We start from the raw sequence: 20207 nt of genomic DNA, 5'->3' as shown, positions 1-20207 counted from the left end.
CGCTGAAGATCCTGACACCGGGGTAATCCGTGAAAAAGCTTTCCGCACGACGACGCCATCCGCTGGCGGCGGTCGTCGTCCTACTCCTCGCGCTGGCGGCCACGGGGGGTCTGTACGCCGCGTTCGCGCCCGCGGGCAAGGCGCAGGCCGACGACTCCTCCCAGTCCCTCGCCATCGACGAGGGCAAGAAGCTCTACACCGTGGGCTGCGCCAGCTGCCACGGCACCGGCGGTCAGGGCACCTCCGACGGTCCGAGCCTGGTCGGCGTGGGCGCCGCCGCGGTCGACTTCCAGGTGGGCACCGGCCGTATGCCGGCCTCCAGCTCGCAGATGGCCCAGATCCCGCGTAAGAAGAACATCTACACGCAGGCGCAGATCGATCAGCTCGCGGCCTACGTGGCCTCGCTCGGCGCCGGCCCGGCCGTCCCGACGAAGCAGCAGTACGGCCCGGAAGGGGCGGACCTCGCCAAGGGTGGCGAGCTGTTCCGCACCAACTGCGCGCAGTGCCACAACTTCACCGGCAAGGGCGGCGCGCTGACGAACGGCAAGTACGCCCCGACGCTCGAGGGTGTGGATCCCAAGCACATCTACGAGGCCATGCAGACGGGCCCGCAGAACATGCCGTCGTTCCCCGACACCACCATGTCGGAGCAGAACAAGAAGGACATCATCGCGTACCTGCACGCGGTCAACAGCGATGAGACGGAGAACCCGGGCGGTCTCGAGCTGGGCGGCCTCGGGCCGGTCACCGAGGGTCTGTTCGCCTGGATCTTCGGCCTCGGCGCCCTGATCGCGGTCGCCGTCTGGGTCGCCGCTCGGACCGCAAAGGCCAAGAAGTCATGAGTAGCCAAGACATTCCAGAAGAGAACCTGCCCGCAGAGCAGGACCACGCGCACGGCGCGGTAGGCGTCGCGGACGAGAACCCGTTCGCCGACCCCGGTCTGCCGCCCCACGAGCACCGGATCCAGGACATCGACGAGCGGGCCGCCAAGCGGTCCGAGCGGATGGTGGCCCTGCTGTTCACGGTGTCGATGCTGGCCACCCTCGGCTTCATCGCCTCGTACGTGACGATCCCGCACCACAAGTCGATCTTCGTCTTCCCGATCGGCCACCTCAGCGCGATGAACTTCGCGCTGGGTCTGACCCTCGGCACGGCGCTGTTCTGCATCGGCGCGGGCGCGGTCCACTGGGCCCGCACCCTGATGTCCGACGTGGAGGTGGCCGACGAGCGTCACCCGATCGAGGCCTCCCCGGAGGTCCGGGCGAAGGTCCACGCGGACTTCCGCCAGGGCGCCAAGGAGTCGGCGATCGGCCGGCGCAAGCTGATCCGCAACACGATGTTCGGTGCGCTGACCCTGGTCCCGCTGTCGGGTCTGTTCCTGCTGCGTGACCTCGGTCCGCTGCCCGGGACGAGCCTGCGGCACACGCTGTGGTCCAAGGGCAAGCTCCTCGTCAACATGAACACGAACGAGCCGCTGCGTCCCGAGGACGTCGCGGTCGGTTCGCTCACCTTCGCCAAGCCCGAGGGCCTGGAGGAGCACGACGAGGACTTCCAGACCCAGATCGCCAAGGCGGCCCTGATGATCGTCCGGCTCCAGCCGGAGAACATCAAGGACAAGCGCGAGCTCCAGTGGTCGCACGAGGGCATCGTGGCGTACTCCAAGATCTGCACCCACGTCGGTTGCCCGATCTCGCTGTACGAGCAGCAGACGCACCACGTGCTGTGCCCCTGCCACCAGTCCACCTTCGACCTGTCCGACGGTGCCCGTGTGATCTTCGGTCCCGCCGGTCACGCCCTGCCGCAGCTGCGCATCGGTGTGAACGACGAGGGCTACCTCGAGGCGCTCGGCGACTTCGAAGAGCCCGTCGGTCCTGCTTTCTGGGAGCGCGGATGAGTACTGCAGCGAACCAAGCACCCCGCTCTCGCGGGAAGGCGCCGGCCGGCGAGCGCGTCGCCGACTGGGCCGACGGCCGGCTGGGGATCTACTCCCTCGCCAAGTCGAACATGCGCAAGATCTTCCCCGACCACTGGTCGTTCATGCTGGGCGAAGTGTGCATGTACAGCTTCCTCATCATCATCTTGACGGGCGTCTATCTGACGCTGTTCTTCCACCCGTCGATGAACGAGGTCGAGTACCACGGCACGTATGTCCCGCTCCAGGGACAGATGATGTCCGAGGCGTTCCGGTCGACCCTGCACATCTCCTTCGACGTGCGCGGTGGTCTGCTCATCCGGCAGATCCACCACTGGGCCGCGCTGATCTTCCTCGCGGGCATGTTCGTGCACATGATGCGCGTGTTCTTCACGGGCGCGTTCCGCAAGCCGCGTGAGATCAACTGGCTGTTCGGCTTCCTGCTGTTCGTCCTGGGCATGTTCACCGGCTTCACCGGTTACTCGCTCCCGGACGACCTGCTCTCCGGCACCGGTGTCCGCTTCATGGAGGGCGCGATCCTGTCCGTGCCGATCGTCGGCACGTACCTGTCGTTCTTCCTCTTCGGCGGCGAGTTCCCGGGCGGCGACTTCGTGGCCCGCTTCTACTCGATCCACATCCTGCTGCTGCCGGGCATCATGCTGGGCCTGATGGTGGCCCACCTGATCCTGGTCTTCTACCACAAGCACACCCAGTTCGCGGGTCCCGGCAAGACGAACAAGAACGTCGTCGGCATGCCGCTGCTTCCGGTGTACATGGCGAAGGCGGGCGGCTTCTTCTTCCTGGTCTTCGGTGTCATCGCGGTCATCTCCGCGGTCGCGCAGATCAACCCGATCTGGGCCATGGGCCCCTACCGGCCGGACCAGGTGTCCACGGGCGCCCAGCCCGACTGGTACATGGGCTTCTCCGAGGGCCTGATCCGCTTCATGCCGGGCTGGGAGATCAACTTCTGGGGTCACACGCTGGTCCTCGGTGTGTTCATCCCGCTGGTGATCTTCCCGCTGGTCCTGGTGGCGATCGCGGTCTACCCGTTCATCGAGTCCTGGGTCACCGGCGACAAGCGCGAGCACCACATCCTGGACCGCCCGCGCAACGCCCCGACGCGCACGGGTCTCGGCGTCGCCTGGATGACGGTGTACCTGACCCTGCTGATCGGTGGCGGCAACGACCTGTGGGCCACGCACTTCCACCTGTCGATCAACGCGGTCACCTGGTTCGTGCGGATCTTCGTCTTCGTCGGACCGGTCCTCGCGTTCCTGATCACCAAGCGGATCTGCCTCGGCCTGCAGCGCCGGGACAAGGAGAAGGTGCTGCACGGTCGCGAGACCGGCACCATCAAGCGCCTGCCGCACGGTGAGTTCATCGAGGTCCACGAGCAGCTCAGCCAGGAGGCGCTGCACACCCTCACCGCGCACGAGCAGTACCAGCCGCTCGAGATCGGCCCCACGGTCGACGAGAACGGTGTCGAGCGCAAGGTGAAGGGCGGCGAGAAGCTGCGCGCCAAGCTCAGCGAGGCGTACTTCGGCGAGGAGTCGCAGATTCCGAAGCCGACCGCCGAGGAGTACAGGGAGATCACGAGCGGCCACGGCCACCACTGATCGCTGCGTCAGCCACGCCACGGCCGAAGGGCCCCGTCCGCTGTTCGGACGGGGCCCTTCGGCCGTGTGCGGTCGGCCTTCGGGCCGGCCGCTCGGTGGAACGGTGGTCCGCCGACGGCTGTTCCGCGAGGCGCTGGCCCGGTGACGGGGGCCGAGCGGGAGCGGCCGCGGGCTCGTAGGCCGGGCGAGGTCGCGGGGCCGCGGGGCTCCCGGCGTCCCGGCTCGGGCGGCCCGGGGGCTTGTCGTGCGTGGGCAGGGCCCCGTCCGGTGTTCGGACGGGGCCCTTCGCCGTGTGCGGGGCTGGATAGGGTGGAGGTGTCATTCGATGCGTACGACGACCAGGAGCGGCTGATGAGCGCTGTGACCCCCGCTGGAGGCGACACCGCGGCGGGCCGTTCCTGGCCGCGCGTGCTGAACGGTCTGCTGGAGGGCCGCGACCAGAGCGCCGAGGACACCGCCTGGGCGATGGACCAGATCATGCGCGGCGAGGCCACCGACGCGCAGATCGCCGGCTTCGCGGTCGCGCTGCGCGCCAAGGGTGAGACGGTCGAGGAGATCACCGGTCTCGTCCGGGCGATGTACGACCACGCCAACGTCATCGAGGTGCCCGGCCCCACCGTCGACATCGTCGGCACCGGCGGCGACGGCGCCAAGACGGTGAACATCTCCACGATGTCCTCCATCGTCGTGGCCGGCACGGGCGCGAAGGTGGTCAAGCACGGGAACCGGGCCGCCTCCTCGGCCTCCGGCGCCTCCGACGTGCTGGAGAAGCTCGGCGTCAACCTCAACCTGCCGCTGCACCGGGTGCCCCAGGTGGCGGAGGAGGCCGGCATCACCTTCTGCTTCGCGGTGAAGTTCCACCCCGCGCTGCGCCATGTGGCCGCCGCACGCGGCCAGTTGGGCATCCGCACCACCTTCAACGTGCTCGGCCCGCTGACCAACCCGGCGAAGGTGCGCGCGCAGGCCGTCGGCGTCGCCGACGCCAGGATGGCGCCCATCGTCGCCGGCGTCTTCGCCGAGCGCGGCAACTCCTCCCTGGTCTTCCGCGGCGACGACGGCCTGGACGAGCTGACGATCACCTCCACGTCCCGGGTCTGGGTCGTCCGCGACGGCAAGGTCACCGAGGAGACCTTCGACCCGCGCGACGTCGGCATCGACCTGGCCCCCGTGGAGGCCCTGCGCGGCGCCGACGCCTCCTACAACGCCGAGGTGGCCCGCCGCATGCTGGACGGAGAGCCCGGGGCCGTCCGGGACGCCGTCGTGCTGAACTCCGCGGCCGCGCTGGTCGCCCTCGCGCCGACCGACGCCCCCCTGACCGAGCAGATCCGCGCCGCCATGGCGAAGGCGGCCCTGTCCATCGACTCGGGCTCGGCCAAGCGCACCCTGGACCGCTGGGTGGCGGCCAGCAACTCCTGACGCCGGCCGGTGGCCGTCCCGCGATGCGGACCCGGGTTGCGGGGCGGCGATCACTTCCGTTAGGTTCCTGAACCAGGTCATGAGTGACAGTCATGAGGCCCCGGCCGACTGTCCGGCAACCCTCCGTCCGTGGCGGGGTGCCCCGGGTGAAGACCAGGCCGCAGTCAGCAAGGTCTGCGGCAAGCGCGGACCCCTCGCGAACCCAGGGGTCCTGGTCGTCGAGGAGTCTTCCGTGAGCAAGCGAATGCGATAGGGCCGCCGAGCCCCGCCTCCGCGCACCCTTTTTCCTTCACTTTCCCGCGCTCTGCCGCGCACCCTCACGGGAGTTCCGCCATGTCTGTCTCCACCGCTGCCTCCGCCCAGTCCGTTTGTGCCCCGCTGTCCGTTCTGGGCCGGGATGTCACCGTCCCGCTCGTCACCGGCGGCGAGGTCACCTACGCCGCCCTCGACTACGCCGCCAGCGCCCCCGCACTGCAGCGCGTCTGGGACGACGTGGCCGCGTACGCGCCGTACTACGGCAGTGTGCACCGCGGTGCCGGGTATCTGTCCCAGCTGTCCACCGACCTGTTCGAGAACGCCCGCCGCGCGGTCGAGGAGTTCCTCGACTGCCGCGAGGGCGACCAGGTCGTCTTCACCCGCTCCACGACCGACTCGCTCAACCTGCTGGCCCGGGCGATCCCGGCCGACTGCCAGGTCTTCGTCTTCGAGACCGAGCACCACGCCTCGCTGCTGCCCTGGCAGCACGCGAAGGTCAGCTACCTCAACGCCCCGCGCACCCCGCAGCAGGCCGTTCGGACCCTGGAGCGCGCCCTCGCCGACCGCGACCCTCACGGCCCGGCCCTGGTCTGCGTCACCGGCGCCTCCAACGTCACCGGCGAGCTGTGGCCGGTGCGCGAACTGGCGGCCGCCGCGCACGCCCACGGCGCCCGGATCGTCCTGGACGCCGCCCAGCTCGCCCCGCACCACCCGGTGAGCGTGCGCGACCTCGACGTCGACTGGGTCGCCTTCTCCGGCCACAAGCTGTACGCACCGTTCGGCTCCGGCGTCCTGGCCGGCCGCGCCGACTGGCTCCAGGCCGCCGACCCCTACCTCGCCGGCGGCGGCGCCAGCCGCAAGGTCGCCCGGCGCGAGGACGGGGGAGTGGACGTGGAGTGGCACGACAGCGCCGCCCGCCACGAGGCCGGCTCCCCGAACGTGATCGGCGCCTACTCCATCGCCTCCGCCTGCAAGGCGCTGACCGAGGCCGGCTGGGACACCCTGGTCGCCCGCGAGCAGCACCTGATCACCACGGTCCGCGAGGGCCTGGCCGACGTGCCCGAGGTGAGGATCCTCTCCCTCTTCGGCGACGACGCCCCCCGGGTCGGCGTGATCTCGTTCGTCGTCGAGGGCTGGAACAGCTCCCACTTCGCCGCGGCCCTGTCCGCCGAGTACGGCATCGGCGTCCGCGACGGCCTCTTCTGCGCCCACCCGCTGGTGCGCACCCTGCTCGGCAGCGACCCCCAGACCCAGGGCGAGTGCGGCGCCCCCGAGGCGGCGCCGGGCGAGAAGTCCCTCAACGCCATCCGCGTCAGCTTCGGCGCGGGCACCCCCGACGAGCACGTGGAGCGTTTCGTCACGGCGGTGAAGGAACTGGTCACGCAGGGCGCGAAGTGGACCTACCGCACGGAGGACGGCCGCTGCGTCCCCGCGGTCTGAGGAGCGGGACGAGGCGCGGTCCGAGGCGCGGTCCGAGGCCGTGAAGCGCCCGGGGAGGCGGTGTTCCCTCGGTCAGGAGTCCAGACCGATGGCGAACGCCGCCTCCAGGTCGTGCTGGGAGTACGTGCGGAACGCCACGTGCGTGTCCGTGCCCTCCACGCCGGGGATCTTGCTGATCCGCCCCGGGATGACCTCCGCCAGGTCCTCGTGCTGCCGCACCCGCACCATGGCGATCAGGTCGTACGTCCCAGTGACGGAGAAGACCTCGCTCACCGAGTCCAGCGAGGCGATCTGCTCGGCGATCTCGGGGATCCGGTCCACGCTGGTCTTGATGAGGACGATCGCGGTGATCACGGCTGGTTCTCTCCCTCGGGGGCCGGAGCAGGGGCGGGTTTCACTCTAGTCCCACGGCGGACGACCACCCACGCGACCACGAACCCCAGCCCGAAGCCGACCAGATGCGCCAGATACGCCACCCCCGGCCCCTGCGCGGCGCGCCCCGCCGCCAGCCACTGCAGCGCCGCCCAGAACGGCAGGACGACCCACGCCGGGAAGCGCAGCGGCAGGAAGAACAGGAACGGCAGGAGACTGGTCACGCGGGCGCGGGGAAACAGGGAGAGAAACGCGCCGAGGACCGCTGAGATCGCCCCCGAGGCGCCGACCAGCGACTGCTCGGACGCGGCGTGGGCGGCGGCGTATCCCAGGAGGGCCAGATATCCGCAGCCGACGTAGAAGACGACGAACCGGACGCGGCCCATGCGTTCCTCGGTCATCGCTCCGAAGACGTAGAGGAAGAGCATGTTGCCGAGCAGATGCACCCAGCTGCCGTGCACGAACAGGGCCGTCACGGGCGTCAGGGCCGCGCCGGGGGAGCCGTGGAAGAGGTCGGCCGGGACCACTCCCCAGCGCCGGAAGTATGCGCGCTGGGCGGCGAGCAGCTCGTCGCCGTGGCCGTAGGCCGGATTCACCCCCGCCGCCGGGCCCAGCAGGAAGATCAGGCAGCACACGGCGATCAGTGCGTACGTCACCGGGGCGGAGGTGCGCCGCAGGGTCCTTCGCGCCGTGCCGACCGCGGTCGTCCAGTTGCCGATCATGTCTACAGAGCATGACGTAACGGGACGTATCGGACGAGGCCGCCTCGCCGCCGTGGACGGACCAGCGGCCGGTGACCGCAAGGCCTTAGGGTTACGTGCCACACGCACCGGGGAGCCCGGCGCGTCACGGACACTGGAAGAAAGCGAACAGTCACGATGACGGTTCCCCTGCCGACCGCCACGACGCGGTGGCGCTGCGCGCTCTGCGGCAACCTCACCCGCTTCGACGTGACCCGCTCGTCGAAGGTCGTCGAGTACGTCCACCTCGATCTCGCGGGCGAGCCGAAGGTCGAGGAGCGCGAGGTGCTCAGTGAGACCATCGAGTCGGTGCGCTGCCGCTGGTGCAACGCCGTGGACCAGGTGGAGCTCGTGGACCGGCCCGCGGCCGAGTCCTGAGCCGAGCGCCCCCTCACGGCCGACAGGGAAACACGTACGACAGGTACAGGAGTGACGGATGGTGGAGACCACAGGCGGGGGGCCGGGCGACGGCGCCGCTGAGGTGCTCGACCGTCCGCTGCCCGACGGTGTGCGCCGCAAGGTCGTCCAGATCGTCGCGGACGGCTTCGGCGGGCTGACCGTCGGCGAACTGCCCGCACAGCTTCGGCAGTACGCACGGTTCGCGCCGAACCGGCGGGCCAAGTTCGCCGGGAACGCGATGGCGGCCGCGCTGGAGACCGATGCGCTGTTCCGGCAGCGGATCGGCGAGAAGTTCAGAGAAGCGCAGCCGGAACTGGCCGGCGCCCTGGACTCCGGCTCCCCGCCCCCGGCCGCGGACCCGCACGACGTGGCGGCCGCGGCCTATGTTCTGCGCCCCGCGGGCTGGGTCAAGCTGGTCACCGCGGCCGGCGAGGAGGCGCAGCGCGCCCACGCCGAGCGCGCCGACGAGGAGAACCGCGCCGAGCTGGAGCGGCTGCGCGAGCTGCTCGCGCAGACGAAGGAACACACCCGGGCCGAGACCGAGCGCCTGCGCACCGAGCTGGACCGCACGAAGAAGGAAGCGGAAACGCTCCATCGCAAGCTGCGCGCCGCCCTCAGCGACGTCAAGCGCGGCGAGGCGGCCCTGCGCAAGACGCAGGCCGAGACCGACGCCGCGCGCGCCGAGGCGCAGGCGCAGGTGTCCGCGGCGGAGAGCGAGTCACGGCGGCTCAAGGCGCGTCTGAGCGAGGCGGAGGCCGCCCTGGAGGCCACCCGCCGCGCGGCGCGCGAGGGCCGCAGCGTGGAGGACATGCGGGTCCGGCTGCTGCTGGACACCCTGCTGGACGCCACCCAGGGCCTGCGGCGCGAACTCGCCCTGCCGCCGGTGTCCGTGCGCCCGGCCGAGACCGTGGACGCCGTCGAGCCGGGACGGATGACGCCGAAGGACATCGCGGCGCGCGCGCTGTCCGAGAACGATCCGGCGATCCTCGACCAGTTGCTCGCGCTGCCGCAGGCGCACCTGGTCGTCGACGGCTACAACGTCACCAAGACCGGCTATCCGCAGATGCCGCTGGAGAAGCAGCGCCTGCGGCTCCTCGGGCAGCTGTCCGCGCTCGCCGCGCAGACCGGCGCAGAGGTCACCTGCGTCTTCGACGGGGCCGAGCTGGCCGCGCCGGTGCTGCTGGCGCCGCCGCGCGGGGTGCGGGTGCTGTTCTCCAAGCCGGGCGTGACGGCGGACGAGCTGATCCGCCAGCTGGTGCGCGCCGAACCGCCGGGCCGTCCGGTCATCGTCGCCTCCACCGACCGCGAGGTGGCCGACGGCGTCGCGCGGGCCGGTGCCCGGCCGGTGGCTTCTGCGGTACTCCTGAAGCGACTGTCCTAGAAGATGAACGCACGGGTCCAATGCCCGAATTGGCGCCCGTGACGATCAACAGACGGTCAATCCCATGTCACTGCTGGTGAGTTGTGTGCAAAGAATGCATGGCGTGACCGGTTTTTTTGCTGTGAGGATTTGAACTCATCACAACCAGGTCACTAGGGTCTGCCTTCGAACCTCCGAACGGGTGATTACTCACAAGAAGGAGTTCGCCTCCGTGGCGTCCCACCGTCGACCCAAGCAGCCGAGCCGTGCACGTGTGACCGTGCTGACCACCGCAGCCGCCGCTGCCGTCGCCATCAGCGCCCAGGCGGCCAGCGCCGCGCCCAGCGAGAAGCCGAGCAAGGACGAGGTCAAGGCCAAGGTCGACAAGCTCTACGAGGAGGCCGAGCAGGCCACCGAGCAGTACAACGGCGCCAAGGAGAAGCAGGAGACGCTCCAGAAGGAGATCTCCACCATCCAGGACAACGTGGCGCGCGGCCAGGAAGAGCTCAACGAGCTGCGTGACGGCATAGGCCAGGCGGCCGCCGCCCAGTACCGCACGGGCAGCATCGACTCCTCCGTGCAGCTGTTCCTCTCCGCCGACCCGGACTCCTACCTCGACAAGGCCTCCACGCTCGACCAGTTGAGCGGTCAGCAGGTCGCGGCGCTGAAGAAGATCCAGGAGAAGCAGCGCCAGCTCGCCCAGGAGCGTTCCGAGGCCGCCGGCAAGCTCAAGGACCTCTCCGCCACCCGCACCGAGCTGGGCAAGAAGAAGAAGGAAGTCCAGGGCAAGCTCGCCGAGGCGCAGAAGCTGCTCAACTCCCTGACGGCCGCCGAGAAGGCCGCCATGGCCGCCGAGGACGCCCGCGCCAGCCGCTCCGCGAGCGAGCGCGTCGACCTCGGCAACACCAAGGCCGCCTCCGGCCGCGCCGCCGCCGCGTTCTCCGCCGCCCAGTCCCGGCTCGGCTCGCCGTACGTCTACGGCGCCACCGGCCCGTCCTCCTTCGACTGCTCGGGCCTGACCTCCTGGGCCTACGCCCAGGCCGGCGTCTCCATCCCGCGCACCTCGCAGGCTCAGGCCAACGCCGGCACGCGCATCTACTCCATGAGCGACCTCCAGGTCGGCGACCTGGTGCTCTTCTACGGCGACCTGCACCACGTCGGCCTGTACGCGGGCAACGGCCAGGTGCTGCACGCCCCGCGCACCGGCACCGTCGTGCGCTACGAGTCGATCAACAACATGCCCTTCCAGTTCGGCGTGCGGATCTGACCCTCGCGGGCCGCGCCGGGACACCCCGGCCTCGACCAGATCAACACGCCGTGCCGCCCGAACGGGCGAATCCTGGCGACGGGAAATGACCCCACGCCCCGCCGATGACCTGCGTCAGCGGCGGGGCGTCACCGTGCGTGCCCGCGGCGGTCTTTGGCCGCCGGCCCGTGACGGGGCTACTGTCTGCCGCGTTTCCCCCGGCCCGCGCCGTTCACGGTGTTCCCGGCGCCGCGGGGAGCAGTCCTGTTCCCCAGTGGAAGGAGCGCGGCCACCCGTGGGTTCCCATCGCCGTCGCCTCGCGCACTCCGGGTTCGACCGGGGCGCGTGCGCCGCCCTCAGTGCGCTGTCCGTCGCGGCCGCCGCCCTCGGCGCCGTACCGGCCGGCTCCGCCGTAGCCGCGCCGCAGGGCGACGCCCGGGCCGAGGTCGACCGCCTGTACGAGGAGGCCGAGAAGGCCACCGAGGCGTACAACAAGGCCGACGAGCGCGCCGACACGCTGCACCGGCAGGTGAGCGACAGCCAGGACCTGATCGCCCGTCAGCAGGAGAAGGTCAACACCATGCGGGAGGCGCTGGGCGCGCTGGCCGGAGCCCAGTACCGCTCCGGCGGCCTCGACCCGGCCGTCGCGCTGCTGTTCTCCGCCGACCCCGACGACTACCTGGACAAGGCCTCCGTGCTCGACCGGATCACCGCGCACCAGGCCGGGCAGCTGCACGAGCTGCAGGGCGCCCTGCGCGAACTCGCCCAGGAACGCGCCGAGGCGACCCGGCAGCTGGCCGAACTCGAGCGCAGCCGCGCGGCCGTGGCCCGGCACAAGAAGACCGTCGAGCACAAGCTCGCCAAGGCGCGCCAGCTGCTCAACTCCCTGCCGGACGCCGAACGCGCCGCCTACCAGCGCACCTCGCGCTCCGGCCGCACCGACCTGCCCGGCCTCGGCGGCGCCGTGCCGGCCTCCGGGCGGGCCGCCGCCGCGCTCGCCGCCGCCCGCGCGGCCCTCGGCAGGCCGTACGTGTGGGGCGCCAACGGGCCCTCCGGGTTCGACTGCTCGGGCCTGATGCAGTGGGCGTACGCGCGGGCAGGGGTGCATCTGCCGCGCACCTCGCAGGAGCAGCGCTTCGCCGGCCGGCAGGTGCCGCTCTCCCAGGCCCGCCCCGGCGACCTGGTCGTCTACCGCTCCGACGCCAGCCACGTCGGGATGTACGTCGGGAACGGCCGGGTCATCCACGCCCCCTATCCGGGCGCCCCGGTGCGCTACGACCCGGTCGGCATGATGCCGATCTCGTCGGTGACCAGGGTCTGACCGGGCCCTGTCCCCGTACCCTCGGGAAGGTGGCTGGTCGAGGGCGTGCGTCGGGGGTGTCGGTTCTCGTCTCGGTGTGCCTGCTGCTCGTGCCCCTCGTGGGGTGCGGCGGGCAGACCGGAGCCGACGGTGTGCGGGCCGACGTGCAGCGTCTGCTCGACCGGCGGGCCGAGGCGGTGCTGCGGCACGACGCGGCGGGCTACGGCACCACGGGGACGCGGGCCGGGTTCGCCGAGGTGCGGGCGGTGCCGCTCACGTCGTGGTCGTACCGGGTCAACGGGGTGCGCCGCAGTGGTGACACCGCGACCGTGGACGCCGAGCTGCGCTACCGGGTGCGGGGGTACGACCAGGCCCCGGTCGCTGCGGGACGCACGCTGACGCTCACCCGTTCCCCGGACGGCCGGTGGTCGGTCGCCGCCGACCGGCCCGCGCCGAACTCCGCCGACCAGCTGTGGGACCAGGGCGCGGTGCGGGTCGTGCGCGGGCGGTACAGCCTCGTGCTGGGCGTCGGCCAGTCCGACGGGCAGCTGCGCGCCTACGCCTCGCTCGCCGACCGGGCGGTGCCCGCGGTGACCGACGCCTGGGGCGCGAACTGGCCCGGCCGGATCGTGGTGCTGGTGCCGAAGTCGCTGGACGCGATGGCGCGGCTGCTCGGCTCGCCCGCCTCCTCCTATCGCGGGATCGCCGCGGTCACCACCGGCGAGACCGGGGCGCCGGCCAAGGCGGCCGCCGACCGGGTCATCGTCAACCCCGACGCCTACGGCATGCTCGGCTCGCTCGGCCGGCAGGTGGTCCTCACGCACGAGACCACCCACGTCGCCACCCGGCGCGCCACCGACGCCGCCACCCCGCTGTGGCTGTCGGAGGGGTACGCCGACTGGATCGGCTACCGCGGCAGCGGGCGCACCGCCGCGCAGGCCGCTCCGGAGCTTCAGCGGGCCGTGGCCGACGGCGAGGTGCCGGCCGCGCTGCCCGGCGATGCGGACTTCGGCTTCTCCGGGGACGCCGGGCGGCTGGCGCGGGCGTACGAGAGCGGCTGGCTGGCCTGCCGGATGATCGCCGAGCGGTGGGGTGAGGCGCGGCTGCGGGCGTTCTACCGCGCGGTGGGCGAGCACGGGGAGCGGGCCGGGGCGGTGGAGGACGCGATGCGGACGACGCTCGGCGTCACCCTGCCGGACTTCACGGCACAGTGGCGGGACTATCTGCGGGTACAGCTGGGCTGAGGGAGGGGGCCGGGGCGGGGCGAAGGCGGCCGGGCCGGGGCCGGGCGGGCGGGGCCGGGGGCCGGCCGGCCGGGTGGCTCCAGCGGGTTGGCCAGCAGGCCGGCCGGGCTATTTCAGTGCGTCGGCCGGGGGGCCGGCCGGGCTGTCCAGCTGGTCGGCCCGGTGGTCAGCCGGGCTGATGGTCGGCCCGGTGGTCAGCCCGGCTGTTCCAGCTGGTCGATCGCCTCAGTCAGCCAGGCCCGCTCCGCCTTGCCGGCCGCCCGGGCCACGCGCAGCATCCCCTGGCGGAACAGGTCGCCGGCCTCCTCCGCGCGCACCGGGACGCCGTCCCGGTAGAAGAAGCTCGACGGCGTCCGGAGGAACTCCAGGCGCCGGCGCAGGACGGCCGCCTGCTCCCGGCGGTCCGGCAGGTGCCGCAGGAACGCCAGGACCACGTGGAAGCGGACCTGGTCGGTGATCTCCACCTGCTTCGGCCGCCGCAGGCGCTCCAGCAGGTCCGCGCGGCCGGCCTCGGTGAGGGACAGCACCCGGCGGGGGGCCGCGCTCGCGCCCTGCTCGGTGTGCCAGCTGAGCAGGCCCGCGTTGACCAGGCGGGTGATCGCCGGGTACAGCGCGCCGTCGCTCACCGGGCGGACGTGACCGCTGAGCGCCTTGATGCGCTCCTTCAGCTCGTACCCGTGCAAGGGCTCCTCGGCGAGAAAGCCCAGGATGGACAGCTCGAGCACGCGGCCTCCTTGCGGGTCGTCCCGCGCGCCATCGTAGCTCTGACCGAGCTATCTCGTTCCGAGGTACTCGGCGAGGGCGCTGCTGTCGCTCCGCGGCTCAGGAGGCGACCGGGGCCTTGTCCGGGTCGGCCGCCTCCTGCGCGGTGACCGCCTTGCGCGGGGCCGGGGGGACCGTCGAGCGCCACAGCAGGACGGCGGCGGTGGCCGTGGCGGCGACCAGCAGGCCGTTGCGGACGAACAGCAGCGTCATGCCCAGGTTGTCGCTCGCGACCACGTTCCCGAAGTGGACCGGGAACTCCAGGACCGTGAACAGGGTCGCCGCCAGCACGAGCGCCGCCGGCCACCGCATCCGGGTGGAGCGGAAGCACAGGCAGACCGCCGCCAGACCCACCAGCCACACCAGGTACTGCGGGCTGATCACCCGGCTGGTCGTGGTGAACAGCAGCACGGCGGTGAACGCCGCGTCGGCCAGGGAGTTCGGTGCGAACCGGGACGCCAGCACCCGCCACAGCAGCAGCCAGGCGAACACCGCCCCGGTCAGCGCCAGCGCCGCCGTGCTGACGACCTGGACGTACGGCCCGAGGAACTCCACCGAGCCGTAGTTCAGCAGCACCTGCCCGCTCCAGCCGAAGTGCCGGGCCACATGGAAGACCGTCGAGCCGAGGGACTCCACCTCGGTGCCCCGGTCCCGCTGGGCAGTCAGGAAGGCGAAGGCGCCGGGCATCCAGAGCGCGAAGACGGCCGCCAGCACCGCCGCGGTCGCCACGGCCGTCGTCCACGCCCGGCGCCTGGCCGCGCCCCACACGCCGACCAGGAGCAGCGCGGGCCAGACCTTCAGCATCGCCCCGAAGGCGGCCAGCGCCCCCAGCAGCCGCGGCCGCCGCACGCCCGCGAGCAGCGCGGCCACCGCCACGGCGGTCACCATCACGTCGTAGCGGGCGTACACCGTCGGGCCGAGCAGCGGGACGCCGACCACCCACACCCAGGGACCCCACAGCGACTTGCCGGGGCGCAGGCCCGCGTACACGAGCAGTGCCAGCGTCACCAGGTCGGCGAGGAAGGCGAGGACGAAGAAGCCGTGCGCGTAGCCGAGGAAGGGCAGCGCGGCGGGGGAGAGGATCGCGAGTGCGGCGGCGGGCGGGTACTGCCAGGTGACGTCCTGCTGCGGGAACGTTCCGCCGCGCAGGACGTCGTACCAGCCCTGGTAGATCACCCACACGTCGCTCGTGACGTCCGGGCCGGGGAAGACGTACACCCGGAAGACGAACAGCAGCAGCAACAGCCGGGTCACCGCCCACACGGCGAGCAGTCCGGTCAGGGACCACCTGGCGGCCGTCGTCTTCACATGATCCCCGTCCGTTCGAATACCTGCCTGAAGGACATGATGGCGTGCGCGGCTGTGTGCCTGCCACATACGGGGGCTCTTGTAAGGTCGGCGGCGATGCACAAGACCCTGATCGTGACGAACGACTTCCCGCCCCGGCCGGGCGGCATCCAGGCCTTCCTGCACAACATGGCGCTCCGGCTGGACCCCGAGCGGGTCGTCGTCTACGCCTCCACCTGGAAGCGCGGCCGGGAGGGGGCCGAGGCGACCGCCGCCTTCGACGCCGAGCAGCCCTTCACCGTCGTACGCGACTCCACGACGATGCTGCTGCCCACGCCCGGGGTGACCCGGCGGGCGGTGGGGCTGCTGCGCGAGCACGGGTGCACGTCGGTGTGGTTCGGGGCGGCCGCGCCGCTCGGGCTGATGGCGCCGGCGCTGCGCAGGGCCGGCGCGCGGCGGCTGGTCGCCACCACCCACGGGCACGAGGCCGGCTGGGCCCAGTTGCCCGCCGCACGGCAACTGCTGCGCCGGATCGGTGAGGGCACCGACACGATCACCTACCTCGGCGAGTACACGCGCTCGCGGATCGCGGGCGCGCTCACCCCCGAGGCGGCCGCGCGCATGGTGCAACTGCCGCCCGGCGTCGACGAGAAGACCTTCCACCCCGCGTCGGGCGGCGACCAGGTGCGCGCCCGGCTCGGGCTGACCGACCGGCCCGTCGTCGTGTGCGTCTCACGGCTGGTGCCGCGCAAGGGGCAGGACACGCTCATCCAGGCCATGCCGCGCATCCTGGCCGCCGAGCCGGACGCGGTGCTGCTGATCGTCGGCGGCGGGCCGTACGAGAAGGACCTGCGCCGCCTCGCCGCCGACAGCGGCGTCGCCGGCTCGGTGCGCTTCACCGGCGCGGTGCCCTGGTCCGACCTGCCCGCCCACTTCGGCGCCGGGGACGTGTTCGCGATGCCGTGCCGGACGCGGCGCGGCGGGCTCGACGTCGAGGGCCTCGGTATCGTCTATCTGGAGGCCTCCGCGACCGGACTGCCCGTGGTGGCCGGAGACTCCGGCGGGGCGCCCGACGCGGTCCTCGACGGCGAGACCGGCTGGGTGGTGCGCGGCGGCTCGCCCGACGAGGCCGCCGAACGGATCGTCGCCCTGCTCGGCGACGCGGAACTGCGCCGCCGGATGGGCGAGCGGGGCCGGCAGTGGGTCGAGGAGAAGTGGCGCTGGGACCTGCTGGCGGAGCACCTCAAGGAGCTGCTGTAGCCGACCGGACACGCCCATGGCGCGGCCCCTGTGCCAGGGTGCCGCGCCATGCGTCGTCGTAGGTCTACTTCGCGTAGATCGCCTCGATCTCGTCCGCGTAGTCCTTCGCCACCACGTTCCGCTTCAGCTTCAGCGACGGGGTCAGATGGCCGGACTCCTCCGTGAACTGCGCGCCCAGGATCCGGAACTTGCGCACCGACTCCGCCTTGGACACCGCCGCGTTGCCGTCGTCGACCGCCGACTGGACCGCGGCCAGCAGATCCGCGTCGTCCCGCAGCGACGCCACCGTGGCGCCGGCCGGCTTGCCGTGCTCCGCCGCCCAGCGGCCGAGGAACTCCTCGTCGATGGTGACCAGCGCGCCCACGAACGGCCGCCCGTCGCCCACCACCATGCACTCCGCGACCAGCGCGTGCGCCCGGATCCGGTCCTCGATCACGGCCGGTGCGACGTTCTTGCCGCCCGCCGTGACGATGATCTCCTTCTTGCGCCCGGTGATGCGGAGGTAGCCGTCCTCGTCGAGGGTGCCGATGTCACCGGTGTGGAACCAGCCGTCGGCCAGCGCCTCGGCGGTCGCGCCCGGGTTGTTCCAGTACTCCTTGAACAGGTGCTCGCCGTGCAGCAGCACCTCGCCGTCGTCGGCGATGCGGACCACCGAACCGGGCAGCGGCTGGCCGACCGTACCGATCTTCTGCCGGTCCCACGGGTTGAACGCGGTCGCCGCGCAGGACTCGGTCAGGCCGTAGCCCTCCAGCACCGTGAAGCCGATGCCGCGGAAGAAGTGGCCGAGGCGCTCGCCGAGCGGGGCGCCGCCGGAGATGGCGTACTCGCCGCGGCCGCCGAGGACCGCGCGCAGCTTGCTGTAGACCAGCTTGTCGAAGACCTTGTGCTTGACCTTCAGACCGAGGGACGGGCCCGAGGGGGAGTCCAGCGCCTTGCTGAAGGCGATCGCGGTGTCCGCGGCCTTGTCGAAGATCGCGCCCTTGCCGTCGGCCTGCGCCTTGGCGCGCGCCGAGTTGTACACCTTCTCGAACACGCGCGGCACGCCCAGGACCAGCGTCGGCCGGAAGGCGGCCAGCTCGTCGGTGAGGTGCTTGATGTCCGGGACACAGCCCAGTTTGATCGGCGCCATCATCGGGGCGATCTGCACCAGCCGGCCGAAGACGTGCGCGAGCGGGAGGAACAGCAGGACCGAACACTCACCGGTGCGGAACAGCGGGCGCAGCCGCTCGACGATGTTGCCGCACTCGGCGAAGAAGCTGCGGTGGGTGAGCACACAGCCCTTGGGACGGCCGGTGGTGCCGGAGGTGTAGACGATGGTCGCCGGGTCGTCGGCCCGGGCGAGCGATCCGCGCTCCTCCACGGTCTCGTCGGAGACGTCCCGGCCGACCCGGCCCAGCTCCTCGAGGGCGCCCGCCTCGATCTGCCAGACGTGCTTGAGGGCGGGCAGCCGCTCGCGCACCGACTCCACGGTCGCGGTGTGGGTGTCCAGCTCGGTGACGCAGGCGGTGGCGCCCGAGTCGGACAGGATCCACTGCACCTGCTCGGGGGAGCTGGTCTCGTACACCGGCACGGTGACCGCGCCCGCGCTCCAGATCGCGAAGTCCAGCAGCGTCCACTCGTAGCGGGTGCGGGACATCAGGCCCACCCGGTCGCCGGGCTGCACACCGGAGGCGATCAGGCCCTTGGCGGCGGCGTGCACCTCGGCCAGGAACCGGGTGGCCGTCACGTCCTGCCAGGACCCCGCGACCTTACGGGCGATGACGGCGACGTCCGGGTGCTGCGCGGCGTTTCTGCGGACGATGTCGGTCAGGTTGCCGTCCGCAGGGACCTCGTACAAAGCCGGAAGGCTGAACTCGCGCAAGACTGCTGCTCCTCATAGGGCGCCGGCGCCACGACGTTGTGTGATGCGACGGTCCGGTCCAAGGCTCGGGCAGGTGCTCGGGAGGACGCCAGGAGGATGGGGAGCCCACTGGTTGAAATCCTGAGCACGACTGGACTGCCCGGACGTTACCCGCCGGTATGGCTTCTTCGACAGGGGGTCCCGGCGAGATGTTCGCTGCGTCACACAGATTGGTGTTCCTTCGCGCACAGTAGTCCACGGCTTTCCTGACTAGCCAGTAACCGCAGGTCCGGCTGCCACTGTTCACAGGTGCACCGCTGCGCCTACGCTTGATCGCCATGTCATCCACACCGGCCCGCAGGGGCAGGACACGTGTTCATGTGGTCAGTGACGTGCACGGCAACGTCCGTGACCTGGCCCGGGCCGGCGACGGCGCCGACGCCCTGGTCTGCCTGGGTGATCTCGTCCTCTTCCTCGACTACGCCGACCACTCCCGCGGCATCTTCCCCGACCTGTTCGGGACGGAGAACGCCGACCGCCTCGTCGCGCTGCGCACCGCACGCCGCTTCAAGGAGGCCGGCGAGCTGGGCGCCCGGCTGTGGGCGGGCATCGAGGGCGAGCGGGCCGCGGTGATCGAGCAGGCGGTGCGGCGGCAGTACGCGGAGCTGTTCGCGGCGTTCCCCACCCCGACGTACGCCACGTACGGCAACGTCGACATGCCGGCGCTGTGGAAGGAGTACGCCGGCCCCGGCACCACCGTCCTGGACGGCGAGCGCGTGGAGATCGGCGGCTGGACCTTCGGTTTCGTCGGCGGCGGGCTGCGCACGCCGATGCGCACGCCGTACGAGATCTCCGACGAGGAGTACGCGGCGAAGATCGAGGCGGTCGGCGAGGTCGACGTGCTGTGCACGCACATCCCGCCCGAGGTCCCGGAGCTGGTCTACGACACCGTCGCGCGCCGTTTCGAGCGCGGCAGCCGCGCGCTGCTGGCGGCGATCAGGCGCACCCGGCCGCGGTACGCGCTGTTCGGGCACGTGCACCAGCCGCTGGTGAAGCGGATGCGAATCGGCGCCACCGAGTGCGTGAACGTCGGGCACTTCGCGGGGACGGGCGAGCCGTGGGCACTGGAGTGGTGACCGGCGGTGAAGGCGGCTGGTCGCGGGCGCGGTAGCCTTCACACCGCACCACACACCGCACCTGTCACCTCACCTCTTACCTCACCTGTTACCTCTCCCAACCGGCCCGCATCTGGAGGAGCCACGGCGATGGCGGAACACACCAGCTCGAGCATCGTGATCGAGGCGGCACCGGCCGACGTCATGGCGGTCATCGCCGACTTCGCCCGCTATCCCGACTGGACCGGCGAGGTGAAGGAGGCGGACGTCCTCAAGACCGACGAGGCGGGCCGCGCGGAGCAGGTGCGGCTCGTCATGGACGCGGGTGCGATCAAGGACGACCAGACACTGGCCTACACCTGGACCGGGGGCGACCAGGTCTCCTGGACGCTGGTGAAGTCGCAGATGCTGCGGTCGCTGGACGGCTCCTACCTGCTGAAGCCGGTGGGCACGGGGTCGACCGAGGTCACGTACTCGCTGACGGTCGACGTCAAGATCCCCATGCTCGGCATGATCAAGCGCAAGGCCGAGAAGGTCATCATCGACCGGGCCCTGGCCGGGCTGAAGAAGCGGGTCGAGTCCGGGCAGTAGCTCTCCCGGCGGAGAGGCCGCGGTCACGCGGCGCATCCGGCCTGCCCACGGG

Annotated in this window: 18 protein-coding genes and 1 riboswitch; of the genes, 13 read left to right on the top strand and 5 right to left on the bottom strand. The window is 71.6% G+C overall.

All coding sequences use genetic code 11. The features are described 5' to 3' along the window. Window positions 1-29: 29 nt before the first annotated feature. The 5 genes from qcrC to AC0B9F_RS01435 all read left to right on the top strand — a co-directional run bounded on the left by qcrC (window position 30) and on the right by AC0B9F_RS01435 (window position 6639). The gene (gene qcrC / locus AC0B9F_RS01455; RefSeq protein WP_471998170.1) at window positions 30-842 is read left to right on the top strand and encodes a cytochrome bc1 complex diheme cytochrome c subunit; all 813 of its coding nucleotides are present in this window, start codon (window positions 30-32) and stop codon (window positions 840-842) included. Next, window positions 839-1894, top strand: a complete 1056-nt coding sequence (gene qcrA / locus AC0B9F_RS01450; protein ID WP_471998169.1) for a cytochrome bc1 complex Rieske iron-sulfur subunit — start codon at window positions 839-841, stop codon at window positions 1892-1894. The genes qcrC and qcrA overlap by 4 nt, the downstream gene beginning before the upstream one ends. Further along, window positions 1891-3528, top strand: a complete 1638-nt coding sequence (gene qcrB / locus AC0B9F_RS01445) for a cytochrome bc1 complex cytochrome b subunit (protein ID WP_471998168.1) — start codon at window positions 1891-1893, stop codon at window positions 3526-3528. Before qcrA ends, qcrB begins: the two co-directional genes overlap by 4 nt. Before the next feature lie 351 nt (window positions 3529-3879). Next, window positions 3880-4944 carry an anthranilate phosphoribosyltransferase gene (gene trpD, locus AC0B9F_RS01440; RefSeq protein WP_471998167.1) on the top strand — a complete coding sequence of 355 codons (1065 nt, stop codon included), beginning with the start codon at window positions 3880-3882 and terminating at the stop codon, window positions 4942-4944. Window positions 4945-5019: 75 nt separating this feature from the next. Then, a riboswitch (SAM riboswitch) is annotated at window positions 5020-5136 on the top strand. A gap of 141 nt (window positions 5137-5277) precedes the next feature. Next, a complete protein-coding gene (locus tag AC0B9F_RS01435; RefSeq protein ID WP_471998166.1) occupies window positions 5278-6639 on the top strand; it encodes an aminotransferase class V-fold PLP-dependent enzyme in 1362 nt (453 codons plus the stop codon). 72 nt (window positions 6640-6711) lie between these two features. On the opposite strand, the gene AC0B9F_RS01430 is transcribed toward AC0B9F_RS01435, so the two are convergent. Together AC0B9F_RS01430 and AC0B9F_RS01425 are read right to left on the bottom strand one after the other, a co-directional pair. After that, entirely contained in the window at window positions 6712-6993 is a 282-nt protein-coding gene (locus AC0B9F_RS01430) for an Lrp/AsnC family transcriptional regulator (RefSeq protein WP_100572304.1), read from the bottom strand. Next, window positions 6990-7733, bottom strand: coding sequence for a rhomboid family intramembrane serine protease (locus tag AC0B9F_RS01425; protein WP_471998165.1), 744 nt, complete (start codon window positions 7731-7733; stop codon window positions 6990-6992). Before AC0B9F_RS01425 ends, AC0B9F_RS01430 begins: the two co-directional genes overlap by 4 nt. A gap of 156 nt (window positions 7734-7889) precedes the next feature. Here AC0B9F_RS01425 and AC0B9F_RS01420 point away from each other — a divergent pair, with 156 nt between their 5' ends. The 5 genes from AC0B9F_RS01420 to AC0B9F_RS01400 all read left to right on the top strand — a co-directional run bounded on the left by AC0B9F_RS01420 (window position 7890) and on the right by AC0B9F_RS01400 (window position 13300). Then, on the top strand, window positions 7890-8129 hold the full coding sequence (locus AC0B9F_RS01420; RefSeq protein WP_471998164.1) for a hypothetical protein: 240 nt from the start codon (window positions 7890-7892) through the stop codon (window positions 8127-8129). Between the two features lie 58 nt (window positions 8130-8187). Continuing rightward, window positions 8188-9531: an NYN domain-containing protein gene (locus AC0B9F_RS01415; protein WP_471998163.1), complete on the top strand. Its 1344-nt coding sequence runs from the start codon at window positions 8188-8190 to the stop codon at window positions 9529-9531. Between the two features lie 211 nt (window positions 9532-9742). Continuing rightward, complete coding sequence (locus tag AC0B9F_RS01410) at window positions 9743-10777, top strand: C40 family peptidase (RefSeq protein WP_471998162.1); 1035 nt, start codon at window positions 9743-9745, stop codon at window positions 10775-10777. A gap of 274 nt (window positions 10778-11051) precedes the next feature. Continuing rightward, window positions 11052-12077, top strand: a complete 1026-nt coding sequence (locus AC0B9F_RS01405; protein ID WP_471998161.1) for a C40 family peptidase — start codon at window positions 11052-11054, stop codon at window positions 12075-12077. A gap of 29 nt (window positions 12078-12106) precedes the next feature. Beyond that, complete coding sequence (locus AC0B9F_RS01400; protein ID WP_471998160.1) at window positions 12107-13300, top strand: hypothetical protein; 1194 nt, start codon at window positions 12107-12109, stop codon at window positions 13298-13300. A gap of 194 nt (window positions 13301-13494) precedes the next feature. On the opposite strand, the gene AC0B9F_RS01395 is transcribed toward AC0B9F_RS01400, so the two are convergent. Next, window positions 13495-14025 (bottom strand): PadR family transcriptional regulator, encoded by a 531-nt coding sequence (locus tag AC0B9F_RS01395; RefSeq protein ID WP_471998159.1) that lies wholly within the window; start codon window positions 14023-14025, stop codon window positions 13495-13497. 97 nt (window positions 14026-14122) lie between these two features. Next, on the bottom strand, window positions 14123-15370 hold the full coding sequence (locus AC0B9F_RS01390) for a glycosyltransferase 87 family protein (RefSeq protein ID WP_471998158.1): 1248 nt from the start codon (window positions 15368-15370) through the stop codon (window positions 14123-14125). A 96-nt stretch (window positions 15371-15466) separates the two neighbouring features. Between AC0B9F_RS01390 and AC0B9F_RS01385 the strand changes: the two genes are divergently transcribed. Further along, the gene (locus tag AC0B9F_RS01385; protein ID WP_471998157.1) at window positions 15467-16609 is read left to right on the top strand and encodes a glycosyltransferase family 4 protein; all 1143 of its coding nucleotides are present in this window, start codon (window positions 15467-15469) and stop codon (window positions 16607-16609) included. Between the two features lie 64 nt (window positions 16610-16673). Here the strand turns inward: AC0B9F_RS01385 and AC0B9F_RS01380 are convergent, their stop codons facing one another. Continuing rightward, the gene (locus tag AC0B9F_RS01380; RefSeq protein ID WP_471998156.1) at window positions 16674-18470 is read right to left on the bottom strand and encodes an AMP-dependent synthetase/ligase; all 1797 of its coding nucleotides are present in this window, start codon (window positions 18468-18470) and stop codon (window positions 16674-16676) included. A 317-nt stretch (window positions 18471-18787) separates the two neighbouring features. Between AC0B9F_RS01380 and AC0B9F_RS01375 the strand changes: the two genes are divergently transcribed. Then, window positions 18788-19585 (top strand): metallophosphoesterase family protein, encoded by a 798-nt coding sequence (locus AC0B9F_RS01375; protein WP_471998155.1) that lies wholly within the window; start codon window positions 18788-18790, stop codon window positions 19583-19585. Window positions 19586-19714: 129 nt separating this feature from the next. Then, window positions 19715-20155, top strand: a complete 441-nt coding sequence (locus tag AC0B9F_RS01370; protein ID WP_471998154.1) for an SRPBCC family protein — start codon at window positions 19715-19717, stop codon at window positions 20153-20155. Window positions 20156-20207 lie beyond the last annotated feature (52 nt).

The sequence above is a fragment of the Streptomyces sp. NPDC097129 genome, assembly GCF_055668065.1.
The sequence above is the reverse complement of the archived record's forward strand: the minus strand, read 5'-3'. Positions and strand labels throughout refer to the sequence as shown.

What these genes read in the sequence shown, in the direction of transcription:
- AC0B9F_RS01415 (WP_471998163.1), top strand. Translation starts at nt 8,188, where the DNA reads ATGGTGGAGACCACAGGCGGGGGGCCGGGCGACGGCGCCGCTGAGGTG.
- qcrB (WP_471998168.1), top strand. Translation starts at nt 1,891, where the DNA reads ATGAGTACTGCAGCGAACCAAGCACCCCGCTCTCGCGGGAAGGCGCCG.
- AC0B9F_RS01370 (WP_471998154.1), top strand. Translation starts at nt 19,715, where the DNA reads ATGGCGGAACACACCAGCTCGAGCATCGTGATCGAGGCGGCACCGGCC.
- qcrA (WP_471998169.1), top strand. Translation starts at nt 839, where the DNA reads ATGAGTAGCCAAGACATTCCAGAAGAGAACCTGCCCGCAGAGCAGGAC.
- trpD (WP_471998167.1), top strand. Translation starts at nt 3,880, where the DNA reads ATGAGCGCTGTGACCCCCGCTGGAGGCGACACCGCGGCGGGCCGTTCC.
- AC0B9F_RS01375 (WP_471998155.1), top strand. Translation starts at nt 18,788, where the DNA reads ATGTCATCCACACCGGCCCGCAGGGGCAGGACACGTGTTCATGTGGTC.
- AC0B9F_RS01425 (WP_471998165.1), bottom strand. Translation starts at nt 7,733, where the DNA reads ATGATCGGCAACTGGACGACCGCGGTCGGCACGGCGCGAAGGACCCTG.
- AC0B9F_RS01385 (WP_471998157.1), top strand. Translation starts at nt 15,467, where the DNA reads ATGCACAAGACCCTGATCGTGACGAACGACTTCCCGCCCCGGCCGGGC.
- AC0B9F_RS01420 (WP_471998164.1), top strand. Translation starts at nt 7,890, where the DNA reads ATGACGGTTCCCCTGCCGACCGCCACGACGCGGTGGCGCTGCGCGCTC.
- AC0B9F_RS01435 (WP_471998166.1), top strand. Translation starts at nt 5,278, where the DNA reads ATGTCTGTCTCCACCGCTGCCTCCGCCCAGTCCGTTTGTGCCCCGCTG.